This window comes from Bradyrhizobium genomosp. I (2014), assembly GCF_000261685.1.
In the GTDB taxonomy this organism is placed as follows: domain Bacteria; phylum Pseudomonadota; class Alphaproteobacteria; order Rhizobiales; family Xanthobacteraceae; genus Bradyrhizobium.
This window is the reverse complement of record NZ_AJQE01000408.1, coordinates 1-13,207: the sequence shown is the minus strand read 5'-3', so window position 1 is coordinate 13,207 and position 13,207 is coordinate 1. Positions and strand designations below refer to the sequence as shown.

The 13,207-nt window shown below is 62.5% G+C and carries 10 protein-coding genes; 2 read left to right on the top strand and 8 right to left on the bottom strand.

Annotated elements, in window-relative coordinates; genetic code table 11:
* From IC50_RS35660 to urtA, 5 genes are all read right to left on the bottom strand, one after another.
* Positions 1-411: ATP-binding cassette domain-containing protein (locus IC50_RS35660; protein WP_035716127.1), on the bottom strand; the 411-nt coding region annotated here is incomplete at its 3' end.
* A gap of 11 nt (positions 412-422) precedes the next feature.
* Entirely contained in the window at positions 423-1,178 is a 756-nt protein-coding gene (urtD, locus tag IC50_RS35655; RefSeq protein ID WP_035716125.1) for an urea ABC transporter ATP-binding protein UrtD, read from the bottom strand.
* 64 nt (positions 1,179-1,242) lie between these two features.
* Positions 1,243-2,385 (bottom strand): urea ABC transporter permease subunit UrtC, encoded by a 1,143-nt coding sequence (urtC, locus tag IC50_RS35650; RefSeq protein ID WP_035716122.1) that lies wholly within the window; start codon positions 2,383-2,385, stop codon positions 1,243-1,245.
* Positions 2,386-2,402: 17 nt separating this feature from the next.
* On the bottom strand, positions 2,403-3,329 hold the full coding sequence (gene urtB, locus IC50_RS35645; RefSeq protein ID WP_035716118.1) for an urea ABC transporter permease subunit UrtB: 927 nt from the start codon (positions 3,327-3,329) through the stop codon (positions 2,403-2,405).
* Between the two features lie 148 nt (positions 3,330-3,477).
* On the bottom strand, positions 3,478-4,737 hold the full coding sequence (gene urtA, locus IC50_RS35640) for an urea ABC transporter substrate-binding protein (RefSeq protein ID WP_035716115.1): 1,260 nt from the start codon (positions 4,735-4,737) through the stop codon (positions 3,478-3,480).
* A 168-nt stretch (positions 4,738-4,905) separates the two neighbouring features.
* On the opposite strand from urtA, the gene IC50_RS35635 reads away from it, so the two are divergent.
* Both IC50_RS35635 and IC50_RS35630 read left to right on the top strand, forming a co-directional pair.
* The gene (locus IC50_RS35635; RefSeq protein WP_035716112.1) at positions 4,906-8,277 is read left to right on the top strand and encodes a hybrid sensor histidine kinase/response regulator; all 3,372 of its coding nucleotides are present in this window, start codon (positions 4,906-4,908) and stop codon (positions 8,275-8,277) included.
* On the top strand, positions 8,261-9,187 hold the full coding sequence (locus IC50_RS35630) for a response regulator (protein WP_035716110.1): 927 nt from the start codon (positions 8,261-8,263) through the stop codon (positions 9,185-9,187). The genes IC50_RS35635 and IC50_RS35630 overlap by 17 nt, the downstream gene beginning before the upstream one ends.
* A gap of 177 nt (positions 9,188-9,364) precedes the next feature.
* On the opposite strand, the gene IC50_RS35625 is transcribed toward IC50_RS35630, so the two are convergent.
* The 3 genes from IC50_RS35625 to IC50_RS35615 all read right to left on the bottom strand — a co-directional run.
* Positions 9,365-10,654: an IS4 family transposase gene (locus IC50_RS35625; protein ID WP_035716108.1), complete on the bottom strand. Its 1,290-nt coding sequence runs from the start codon at positions 10,652-10,654 to the stop codon at positions 9,365-9,367.
* A gap of 269 nt (positions 10,655-10,923) precedes the next feature.
* Entirely contained in the window at positions 10,924-12,426 is a 1,503-nt protein-coding gene (locus tag IC50_RS35620; protein WP_035716130.1) for a flavin-containing monooxygenase, read from the bottom strand.
* Between the two features lie 125 nt (positions 12,427-12,551).
* Positions 12,552-13,207, bottom strand: a 656-nt coding sequence (locus tag IC50_RS35615; protein WP_035716105.1) for a S1 family peptidase, incomplete at its 5' end; no start/stop codon positions are given.

The following is a 13,207-nucleotide window of genomic DNA, read 5'->3' as shown; positions in this document are numbered from 1 at the left end:
CTGCTGCTGGCCGCCGGAGAGATTGCCGCCGCGGCGGCCTTTCATTTCCAGCAGCACCGGGAACAGTTCGTAGATGTCGCCAGGCACCTCCGACCCGCCGGAGACGACGAGGCCGGTCTCGATGTTCTCCTTCACCGTCATGGTGGAGAAGATCATGCGGCCCTGCGGCACGTAGGCGAGACCCTTGGCCACGCGGTCGTAGCTCCTGAGGCCGCCGAGCTCGGTGCCGTCCATCGTCACCGAGCCGCTTTTTGCCGGCAGGATCCCCATCAGCGACTTCATCAAGGTGGTCTTGCCCATGCCGTTGCGGCCCATGATCGCAACGATCTCGTTGGGCGCGACCTTGACGTTGAGGCCGTGCAGCACCTCGCTCTGGCCGTAGGCGACATGGAGGTCAGAAATTGCCAGCATCGAGATTCTCTTCAGTGCCCCAGATAGACTTCGATGACCTTGGGATCGTTCTTCACCTTCTCCATGGTCCCCTCCGAGAGGATCTGACCCTGGTGCAGCACGGTGACCTTGTGCGCGATGTCCTCGACGAATTTCATGTCGTGCTCGATCACCAGCACCGAACGGTTCTTGATGATGCGGTTGAGCAATTCGGCGGTCTTGGCCCGCTCCGACACGCTCATGCCGGCGACCGGCTCATCCAGCATCAGCAGGTCGGGGTCCTGGATCAGCAGCATGCCGATCTCGAGCCACTGCTTCTGGCCGTGGCTGAGCTCGTCGGCATAGGTGTTGAGCTTGTCCTTGAGAAAGATCATCTCCGCGACCTCCTCGACCCGGTCCTTCACCGGCTGGTCGCGCTGGAAGGTCAACGAGCCGAACACGGAGCGGCCGCGCGGAAACGAGATCTCGAGGTTCTCGAACACCGTGAGGTCCTCGAACACCGACGGCGTCTGGAACTTGCGCCCGACGCCGGTCTGCACGATCTCGTTCTCCTTCATCTTCGTGAGCTCCTTGCCACGAAACTGGATCGAGCCCGACGTCGCCTTGGTCTTGCCGCAGATCAGGTCGAGCACCGTGGTCTTGCCGGCGCCATTGGGACCGATGATGACGCGAATCTCGTTCTCCTCGACGTAGAAGGAGAGATCGTTGACCGCCTTGAACCCGTCGAACGAGACGGTCAGTCCGGAGACCGCGAGCAGGAATTCCTTCGGCTGATGACCGACGAGCATGATCTATCTCCTAACTGCCAACGTGGCATCGGCATCGTGATGTCCGACGAGCATGATGATCCCCTCACTCTGCCGGTGCGCCGTCGGCGACAGAATTGCCGTTCCAGTCCGCCTTCGCCTTGCGCGATGCGAACAGCCGATCAATGCGAGGTTGCACGTAATCGGCCCAGAGCCCGGACAGACCATTCGGGAAGGCGAGCACGACCGCGATAAACAGCGCGCCGAGGCCGAACAGCCAGAGTTGCGGGAAGGATTCCGACAGGCTGGTCTTGGCGAAATTCACCAGGATGGCCCCCCATATCGCGCCAAAGATCGACATTCGCCCGCCGACGGCGGTGTAGATCACCATCTCGATCGACGGCACGATGCCGACAAAGGACGGCGACATGAAACCGACATTGAGCGCGAACATGGCGCCGCCGATCGCGGCGAAGACCGCGGCCATGCAGAAGGCGAAGATCTTGAAGTTGGCGACGCTGTAGCCGGAGAAGCGGACGCGGTCCTCCTGCTCGCGCATCGCCACCAGGATGCGGCCGAGCTTGGTCAGGCGGATGAACTGTGCGATGCCGATACAGGCGAACAACAGCACCACCTCGACGAAGTACAGGATGACCTTGGCGTGATCGGGCCGGATGTCCCAGCCCTTGAGCGTGCGCAAATCGGTCATGCCGTTGATGCCGCCGGTATAGCCCTGCTGCCCGACGATCAGGATGGTCAGGATGGCGGCGACGGCCTGGGTGATGATCGCGAAATAGGTGCCTCCGACACGCCGCTTGAACATCGCAGTGCCGATGATCAGGGCGAAGAGACCGGGAACCAGGATGATGGCGAGAATGGTGAAGGTGAGGCTGTGAAATGGCTGCCAGAACAACGGCAATGACGTGATCTGATTCCAGTCCATGAAGTCAGGAATGCCGGGCGTCGACTGGATCTTCGTGTTCTCGACGCTCGAGGCCTCGAGCTTGAGGAACATCGCCATGCAGTAGCCGCCGAGGCCGAAGAACACGCCCTGCCCCAGGCTCAGAATGCCGCCATACCCCCAGCACAGCACGAGGCCGAGCGCGACGAAGGCGTAGGTCAAATATTTCGCGACCAGATTGAGGCGGAACACGTCCAGCGACAGCGGCAGGATCACGAACAGCACGGCGGCCAGGACGACAAAGCCCGTGAGTTCGGAGCGATTGAAGAAGCGTGAGTTGATGATCATGGCTTGCCTGCTTCTCGTTATTTGCGGACTTTGAGGGCGAAGAGACCCTGCGGCCGCAGCATCAGGATGCCGACGACAGCGAGCAGCGTGAGCACCTTCGCCATCGAGCCCGACATGAAGAATTCGAGCGTCGATTGCGTCTGCGAGATCGAGAAAGCCGAGGCGATGGTGCCAAGCAGGCTGGCGGCGCCGCCGAACACGACGACCAGGAACGTGTCGACGATGTAGAGCTGGCCGGAGGTCGGGCCGGTCGAGCCGATCATGGTGAAGGCGCTGCCGGCGACGCCGGCGATGCCGCAACCGAGACCGAAAGTATAGCGATCGACCTTTTCGGTATTGATGCCGACGGCCCCGGCCATGATGCGGTTCTGCACGACCGCACGCACCTGGCGGCCCCAGCGCGACATGTAGAGAACGTAGGCGACGGAAATGGTGATCAGTACGGTGAGACACATCACGAAGACGCCGTTGATCGGCACTTCAATGCTGTCGGTGACGTGCAGCGAGCCCAGCATCCACTGCGGCAGCTCGACGCCGACCTCGCGCGCACCGAACACGGAGCGATAGGCCTGCTGCAGCATCAGGCTGAGGCCCCAGGTGGCGAGCAGCGTATCGAGCGGGCGCTTGTACAGATGCCGTATCAGCACCCACTCCACCAGCATGCCCAACGCACCGGACGCGACAAAGGCGAGGATCATTGCGAGGAAGAAGTAGCCGCCGAACAGGCTCGGCATGTAGGTCTGGAACAGATTGGAAGTCATCCAGGTGACGTAGGCCCCGAGGATCATGAACTCGCCATGGGCCATGTTGATGACGCCCATCTGGCCGAAGATGATCGCGAGCCCCAGCGCCATCAGAACGTAGACCGAGAACAGGATCAGTCCTGCAAAGCCCTGCATGACGAAGATGGAGCCAAGGTCACCAAGCGAATAGTCGCCGAACATCGATGTCCTCCGTCGGGGATAAGGGTCCCGCGTCGCGATGCAGAATCGCGACGCGGGGGCTTGGGCATGGACTTGCGATCCACGCCAGGGAGCGGCTTGGTGCCTGGGAGAAAGCGCGACGGATGTCGCCGTTTACCGATGGCGCTTCTTACTGGTAGCCCTTGGGGAACGGATCCGGCTCGACGAGGTCGGCGGTCTCGTAGATCAGCTCGAACTGACCATCGAGCTTGGCGCGCCCCACCCGGGTCTTCGACCAGAGGTGATGGTTCTCATGGATACGCACGTAACCTTCCGGAGCGCCCTTGAACTCGACGCCCGGCGAGGCCGCAGCGATCTTGTCGACGTCGAAGGAGCCGGCCTTCTCGACCGTCAGCTTCCACAGCCACGGGCCGAGATACGCAGCCTGGGTGACGTCTCCAATCACGGTCTTCTCGCCCCACATCTTCTTGAACGCGGGCACGAAGGCCTTGTTGTTGGGATTGTCGAGCGACTGGAAGTATTTCATGCAGGCATAGGCGCCCGCAATGTTCTCGCCGCCGATGCCGTCGATTTCGTCTTCGGTCACCGAGATCGTCAGCAGCGGCTGCTTGGAGAGATCGATGCCGGCAGCCTTGAGCTGCTTGTAGAAGGCGACGTTGGAGCCGCCGACGACGTCGGTGAAGATCACGTCGGGCTTGGTCAGCTTGATCTTGTTGATGACCGAGTTGAACTGGGTGTTGCCGAGCGGATAATACTCCTCGCCGACCACCTTGCCCTTCAGCACGTTCTCGACGTGCTTGCGCGCGATCTTGTTCGAGGTGCGCGGCCAGATGTAGTCGGAACCGATGAAGAAGAAGGTCTTCGCGCCTTTCTCCTTGGCGATCCAGTTCAGGCCGGCGAGAATCTGCTGGGTCGCTTCCTGGCCGGTATAGATCACGTTCTTGGACTGCTCGAGGCCCTCATAGAAGGTCGGGTAATAGAGCATGCCGTTATACTGCTCGACGACCGGCAGCACCGCCTTGCGCGAGGCCGAGGTCCAGCAGCCCATGATGGCCGCGACCTTGTCGTTGACCAGCAGCTTCTTGGCCTTTTCCGCGAAGGTCGGCCAATCGGAGGCGCCGTCCTCCTGGATGAACTTGATCTTGCGCCCGAGGACGCCGCCGGCCGCGTTGATCTGCTCGATGGCGAGCTTTTCGGCCTCGATCGAGCCGGTCTCGGAGATCGCCATGGTGCCGGTCGCCGAATGCAGGATACCTACCGTCACCTCGGTGTCGGTGACCGCAAGTCCTGTGGTGTTGACCGCCGAGGTCGCCGGGGCCTGCGCAAAGGACGCCCGCGGCAGCATCGTGATGGCCGGCACGGCAGCCATCCCCATCAACAATTTGCGCCGCAGCGGCGACAACAGGCCCTTGTTTGCTTCGTCTGACATGAGCACCCCACTTTTGTTCGAGAACACGCGATTGGCGCCGTGAGGATGGCTCGAATTTACGCAGCGCAAGCATACGCAAGATCGCGTATACTGCACCGCAAAATGCCGACGTAGGCTTTTGGTACGGAATTTGCGAGGGCTCAGGGTCCGTATCGGGAGTGGGGTCGAGTGGCAGGGCGGCAGCGAATAGACCGCGTCAGGCGCCAGTACAACCAATGGGTCGCCAACCAGACGCTGGAAGACTATGCGCTGCGCTTCACCGCCAAGAGCGCGCGCCGCTGGTCTGCCGCCCGCGTCGCCAACACTGCGCTGGGCGCAATCTCGTTCCTGGCGATGGAGGCGATCGGCGGCACCATCACCCTGAACTATGGCGTCACCAACGCGACTGCCGCCATCCTTGTGGTCTCGATCATCATCTTCTGCTGCGGCGTGCCCATTGCATATTATGCCGCCAAATGCGGCATAGACATCGACCTGCTGACGCGGGGCGCCGGCTTCGGTTACATCGGCTCGACCGTCACCTCGCTGATCTACGCATCCTTCACCTTCATCTTCTTTGCAATCGAAGCCGTGATCCTCGCGTCCGCGCTCGAGATGTGCTTCGGGATTCCACGGCCGGTCGGCTATCTCATCAGCGCCGTCGTCATCATCCCGCTGGTGGCTTACGGCATCACGCTGATCAGCCGCTTTCAATTGTGGACCCAACCCCTGTGGGTGATCCTTCATATCATTCCGTTCGCGGCGATCGCCTGGCACAACCCGCACTCCTTTACGGAGTGGCGCAAGTTCTCGGGCGAGCACGGCGATCTCAATGGACATTTCGATCTGCTGCTGTTCGGCGTTGCGGCCTCGGTCGCGTTTTCGCTGGTGGCGCAGATCGGCGAGCAGGTCGACTTCCTGCGATTTCTGCCGCGCGACCGACGCGCCTCGAGGGCCTCCTGGTGGATGGCGCTGATGAGCGCGGGACCGGGCTGGATCGTGCTCGGCGTGCTGAAGCTCCTCGCGGGCTCGTTCCTCGCCTTCTTCGCGCTCAGCCACGGGGTGCCGCCCGAGGAGGCTGCCGAGCCGGCGCACATGTATCTCGAAGCGTTCCGCTATGTGCTGTCGCAGCCTGACCTCGCGCTGGCCTTGACCGGCACGTTCGTGATCCTCTCGCAGGTCAAGATCAACGTCACCAATGCCTATGCCGGCTCGATCGCCTGGTCGAACTTCTTCTCGCGCTTGACCCACAGCCATCCCGGGCGCGTGGTCTGGCTGGTCTTCAACGTCATCGTGGCGCTGCTGCTGATGGAGATCGGCGTCTACAAGGCCCTGGAGCAGACGCTGGCACTCTATTCGAACGTCGCGATCGCCTGGGTCGGCGCGCTGGTCGCCGATCTCGTCGTCAACAAGCCGCTTGGATTGCGGCCGCCGCAGATCGAATTCAAGCGCGCGCATCTCTACGACGTCAATCCGGTCGGCGTGGGCGCCATGACGATCGCGACCATCGTCTCCATCAGCGCCTTCTACGGCCTGTTCGGGCCTGTCGCGAGGGCACTGTCGGCATTCATAGCGCTCGCGGTGGCCTTCCTCGCCGCGCCGTTGATTGCCTGGGCCACAGACGGCAAGTACTACATCGCACGCAAGCCGAAGCGGAGCTGGCAGAACCTCGAGGCGATCCAGTGCTGCATCTGCGAGCACTCGTTCGAGCCGGAGGACATGGCCTCCTGTCCTGCTTACGCCGGGCCGATTTGCTCCCTGTGCTGTTCGCTGGACGCGCGCTGCCACGATCTCTGCAAGCCGCATGCAAGAATCCAGGCGCAAGTGGCGGAGACGCTGGGCAAGCTGATGCCGCAATCGATCTACGCCCGGATCAACTCGCAACTGGGCCACTATATCGGCGTGTTCGTGGTCTCCGCCGGCCTGGTCGCGCTGGTGCTGGGACTGATCTATCTGCAGACGTCGGCGAGCGTGCATGGCGAAAACGCGCTCGTTTCCGACGTGCTCTGGAAGGTATTCTTCTCGCTCAGCATCATCATCGGCGTGGTCGCCTGGCTGTTCGTGCTGGCGCAGCAGAGCCGCCGGGCCGCGGAGGCCGAGACGCGGCGTCAGACCGCGCTGCTGATCCAGGAAATCGATGCGCACAAGCGCACCGACGCCGAGCTCCAGCGCGCCAAGGAGGTCGCCGAATCCGCCAACCTGGCCAAGAGCCGTTACGTGGTGGGCCTGAGCCACGAGCTGCGCTCGCCGCTGAATGCGATCAGCGGCTATGCCCAGCTCCTCGAGCAGGATGCGACGCTGGGCGCGAAGCCCCGCGACCAGGTCCGCGTCGTCCGCCGCAGCGCCGATCACCTGTCCGGCCTGATCGACGGCATCCTGGACATCTCCAAGATCGAGGCAGGCCGGCTGTATCTGTCGCGCGACGAGGTGCGCCTCAGCGAATTCCTCGACCAGCTCGTCGGCATGTTCCGCCTCCAGGCCGCAGCCAAGGGCATCGACTTCGTGTTCAGGCGACCGGCGTCGCTGCCGCTCGTGGTCTATGCCGACGAGAAGCGGCTGCGTCAGGTGCTGATCAATTTGCTCTCCAACGCCATCAAGTTCACCCAGTCCGGCAGCGTGCAGTTCGTCGTGCACTATCGCAGCCCCGTTGCCGAATTCGAGGTGATCGACACCGGCCCCGGCATCCGGGGCGACGATCTCGAGCGCATCTTCGCGCCTTTCGAGCGCGGTGCGCTCGGCGTCTCGCAGCCGCAGACCGGCACCGGCCTCGGCCTCACCATCAGCCGCCTGCTCGCCGGCGTGATGGGCGGCGATATCAAGGTCACGAGCGCGGTCGGCACAGGCTCAACGTTCAAGGTCAAGATCCTGCTTTCGGAGGTCACCAATCCCCAGCGCATCGCGCCGGTGGAGGCGCCGGTTTCCGGCTATCACGGCGCTCGCAAGACCATTCTCGTCACCGACGATGATCCCGTGCATCGCGACCTCCTGCGCGAGGTGCTGACGCCGCTCGGTTTCATCCTGCTCAGCGCGCCCGACGGCGCGGGCTGCCTCGCGCTGGCACAGCATTGCCGGCCCGATCTGTTCCTGCTCGATATCTCGATGCCTGCCATGGACGGCTGGGCCGTCGCCGAGGCCTTGCGCGCGTGCGGCCATCACCAGGCGCGCATCCTGATGGTGTCGGCAAGCGCGTTGGAGGCCCACGGAGCGCCGCTGGCCCAACCCTTCCACGACGGCTACCTGATGAAGCCGATCGACATCCCGCGGCTCCTGGAAACGATCCGCCAGCTCCTCAGGATCGAATGGCAATACGGTTCGGACGAGGTCGCGGTGCCGTTCTGGCGTCCCGAGACCGGATCAAAGCCGCCGCTGCGGCACATAGAGGCGCTGATCAGGCTCGGCCAGATCGGATACGTCAAGGGCATCCAGTTGAAGCTGGACGAGATCGGCAGCGAGCACCCCGAACATGCCGACTTCGTCGCACAGATGCGGTCGCTGGTCGATCGCTTCGATCTCGACCGGTACATGGCCACATTGAAGACGTTGCATGCTCATGAGCATTGAACCAAAGAAGCGCGACGTCGCGCTTGTCGTCGATGACTCTCCGGAAGCGCTGCGGCTGCTCACCGACGCGCTCGACGGCGCCGGCATGACGGTCATGGTGGCGCTCGACGGCGCCGCGGCGATGCGCATCATCGATCAGATCACGCCCGACATCATTCTGCTCGATGCCGTGATGCCCGGCATCGACGGCTTCGAGACCTGCCGCCGGCTCAAGCGCGATGCGGGTCTTGCCAATGTCCCCGTGATCTTCATGACGGGTCTTGCCGAGACCGAGCACATCGTGCGTGGCCTGGAAGCGGGCGGCGTCGACTACGTGACCAAGCCGATCGTGATCGAGGAGATGCTGGCGCGCATCCGCGTCCATCTCGGCAATGCCCGGCTGACTCAGAGCGCGCGCGCCGCACTCGACGTCTCCGGCCGCTTCCTGTTCGCGGTCAATCGCCAGGGCAACGTGCTATGGGCGACGCCGCAGGCGCAGAAACTGCTGTCCGACCATCACGGCGCGCAGGCCGACGACTTCGTGCTGCCGCCAGCGCTGCTGCAATGGCTGGAACAGGTCAAGGCCAAGGGCGGCTCGAAGTCTCAAGGCGCTTCCTTGCCCGACAATCCGCAACTTCGGCTCTTCTACATGGGCGAGACCGCGCCGAACGAGTTCCTGCTGCGCCTCTCCAGGGAGTCCGGCACCGCCCTGCCGCCCGAATTCACCAGCGAGCTCGGCCTCACCACCCGCGAAGGCGAAGTGCTGGCCTGGCTCAGCAAGGGCAAGACCAACCGCGACATCGCGCAGATTCTCGGCCTCAGCCCGCGCACGGTCGACAAGCATCTCGAACAGATCTACGCCAAGCTTGGCGTGGAGAATCGGACGGCCGCGGCGGCGATCGCCACGAGTGCGACGAGGCGGAATTCGTGAGCTCACTGCCGATGAGCTGGCAAGCTGCCGATCCAACCAATGGTGTCGTCCCGGACAAGCGCGCTCTTAAGCGCGCGCCGATCCGGGACCCAACCACAGGCAGATGTTTGGCGAAGACTCGGAGTGGTCGGCTCGCTCCATAACCACTCCCTGGGGTTATGGGTCCCTGCGTTCGCACTAGTGCATGCACATATCTCTGAGGCTCCATCCTGCCGCGACGGCGTTGAAGTATTCGAGGCCATTTTTGAAGGTGATGGGACCAGGTGGTTTGGAGGATGGGTAGCCGTCCCAGCCGCCGAGGCGGCCTATGATCCAGGCCGCCCAAGCGAGGGTGTCGGACGGATGTGGGTTCTTCAGCCGCCTGGTTCTGGCTTCGAGCTGGTGGTTGAGGGCCGTTAAAGTTGCGATCTTCTCAACGTTGAAGGTCTTCGAGACGCTCTGCCGGCCACCGTTGCGCGCTTGCAGGAGCTGGATGGTAATGACTGCTGCCTTGGCCGCGACAGCGACCAATTTGAGAAGTCGATCGGCGGTGCCGATTTGGCTATCTTCGAGCTTGAAGCCCTGTGTCTTGAGGACGCGGAAGAACTGCTCGATAATCCAGCGCTGCTTATACCATCCGACGATCTGCCAGGCATCGTCTGCACTGGCGACCTCGTGAGAGGTGAGCAGACGCCAGTGCAGCGGCTCGACGTTGGCAGCGGCATTAATCTCGCGGGCATCGACGACGGCCAAACGCAGGCTTTTCGGCAAATTGCGCAAGAACTTGTTCTGGGGGCGGGCAAGCTCGATGACGCCAAAGCGAAGCTCGAGATCGGCCTCACGTGAGGGCCGCTGGGCGCGCGCAGGCAACTTGATGGTGCGACGTTGCACCGCTGCCATGGCGTCGATGGTTGCGTACAAGCTTGTCTCGTCAGCCTGCTTGCGATCATGCATGCTGCGGGCGATCACGTGGAAGTCCTGTTCGGCTGCCTTGGTATAAAGAGCAAAGATGTCGCTCTCGCGGTCGCCAAGCAGTGTCACCATTGCGGCACCGGCAAGCCGCGGCTTGGCCGTCACAGCGGTAGTAATCCAGCGCTGTGATTCCTTGTCCGAGAGGTCGCGACTATCATGTGAGACGGTCCGACGCCCCTCGCGGGTCCATACTTCACCGCTGAGAAGTCCAAGGCACTCGCCATTGTCGGCATCCACGGCCAGCAGCGGATGCAATAGCACTCCATGCTGATTGCCCTTGCCGATTTCCCCAAGCCCTCGCCGGCGTTGCGACGTGGTATTAAAGTGGATCTCGCTGGTATCCTGGATTGCCAGCACATGGCGGTCTGCGACGGCCGCAACCGTGCTGCCACTCCAGCTGTCAATGATCCGTTCCACTGTCACCTTGCCGTGGCGGAGGAAACGATTGAACCGCACCTCCAGAGCACGATCGCCCCTGGAAAGGCGCCGCAGGCATACATTCTTGCCCGCGACCATGCGTCCGACAAGCGCCGCCCCCCTTTATCGAGACGACGATCCCCGAACCGACCCAACGTCCAGTCGATCTGTGACAGCATCGAGGCACCTCAAGCTAAAAGAAGTGCCGCAATAGAAATCACGCGATTTCCCGATTCTGGAATCCCCCAAGCCCCGGCCGAGTCAATCCGTCGCACCAGATATGTGCATGCCCTAGCGCGTTCGCCGGGACGACACGGAGTGTGTGGGAGCGTCGTCGCCTCTCACACAAATCCTAGCCCACGCTCTCCTCACCCATACACAAACGCCTTGTCGTCCAGGTCCGTCTTCGGGATCTCGTCCTTCTCGGTCCAGTAATCCTGGCTGTGTTGCCACTCCGGCTTGTCGCCGCGCTTGGGCAAGAGGTCCATGTTGCGCATCATGTAGCCGGGGTTGAAGTTTTCCGGATCGATCCAGGGCAGGATCGGCATGTTGTGGTCTTCGGGGCGCAGCCCGACCTCGACCTTCTTTGCACCTTTCGCCTTCATGTGCCCGAGCAGCCTGCAGACGAAATCGGCGACGAGGTCGACGCGCAGCGTCCAGCTGGCGCGGAAATAGCCGAACACCCAGACCATGTTGGGAACGCCGGTGAACATCATGCCACGATAAGTGACGGTGTCGCCGAAGGCGAGCGGCTTGCCATCGATCTCGAAGGCGATGTCGCCGAGCGCGGCAAGATTGAACCCGGTCGCGGTGACGATGACATCCGCCTCCAACAGCTTGCCGGATTTGAGCTGGATGCCATTCTCGACGAAGCATTCGATCTCGTCGGTCACGACGGAGGCCTTGCCACTGGCGATCCCCTTGAACAGATCGGCATCCGGCACGAAGGCAATGCGCTGCCGCCACGGCCGGTATTTTGGCGTGAAATGCGTCTCGACATCGTAGTCCGGACCCAGGACTGCGCTGATCTGGCCGATCAGCTCCTTCTTGACCTGCTCGGGCTTGGACACGCAGAGTTTCGTGAACGCATCCTGTTCGAACAGGATTTTCCGCCGCACGATCTCGTGGATCCAGGTCTCGTCAACCTGAAGCCGGCGCAGTTCTTCCGCGATCTCGATGGCGTTGCGACCGAGGCGGAAATAGGTCGGCGAGCGTTGGAGCATGGTGACATGCGCGCACTTGTCCGCGATGTTCGGCACCAGCGTTGCCGCCGTGGCGCCCGAGCCGATCACCACCACCTTCTTGTTCGTGAGATCAATGTCGTCGGGCCATGTCTGCGGATGGACGATGCGGCCCTTGAAGCGGTCCATGCCCTTCCATTCCGGCGTGTAGCCTTCGGAGTGGCGATAGTAGCCCTGGCACATCCAGAGGAAGTTTGCCGTGAATGTCCTGGGCTCGCCGGTGTCGGTCGTCACCGCCTCGATGGTCCAGAGATTCTGCTCGCTCGACCAGCTCGCAGAATTGATCTTGTGCTTGTAGCGGATATGGCGCGCGATATCGTTGTCGTCGATCACCTCGTTCATGTAGGCGAGGATCTCCTCGGCGGTCGCAATCGGCGGGCCGACCCACGGCTTGAAGCTGTAGCCAAAGGTATGGAGATCGCTGTCGGAGCGAATGCCGGGATAGCGATGTGTGCTCCAGGTGCCGCCGAATGTTTCCTGCGTCTCCAGGATGACGTAGCTCGTGCCCGGAAGCTGCTTCTGGATGTGATAGGCGCTGCCGATGCCGGAGATGCCGGCGCCGACGATCAGCACGTCGAAATGTTCCGAAGCCTGTTTGGCCATGGCTTGACTGCGAACAGCGACATTCATTGTTGCTTCTATGCCTTGCTTGTTTTTGTGGCCGCCCTTGTCCGGACGACGCGTTTCCTCCGCGACGGGCATAGTCGCCCATCGCGCTTCCGCTTCAAAATGACATAGATCAAATCGAGATCAAATCACAGGCCCGCACCCCAGCTCCGCGCAGTCTGCAAGATCCAGTCGCGATAAAGCGTGAGCGGCGTGACGCCGGTCAATCCACCGCAGCCAGCTGCGCCGTTCGGCCCGGTGGACCAGCTGATGAGGCCGACAAGGATGGGACCATTCGGCTTGTCCTCCAGCACGGGGCCTCCGGAATCACCCGTGCAGGCGCCAATTCCATCGCGAACACCGTTGGTTACAGGATCGACCAGGCGGATCTGGAGCGTGCCGGGCTGCCCGGTGGCAACGAGGCCGGCAACGCGCGTCGTGCCGCCGCTCTTGCCTTCACCGCGAACGGTGACGCCGATGCCGGCGATGACGAAGCGGCCGCCGACCTGAATTGGAATACTCGGCATGCCGACCGTCACCGTGGATTTTCCCTTCAGTGGAATTTCCAGTTGCAGCAGCGCCACGTCGGCGGTGGCGCGATGCGCCTGCATCGCCTGCATGTTGAAGTTCGGATGGAGCGCGATGGTACGCACGTTCAGCAGTTGGGGTTGGCCATCGGCACCGCGATCGACGATCTTGTAGTCCGCGCCGGGCTGCACGCAGTGCGCGGCCGTCAGGACCACACGTGGTGCAATCAAGCTGCCGGTGCAGAAATTACCGCGCGAGCCGACGATGGTGACGACGG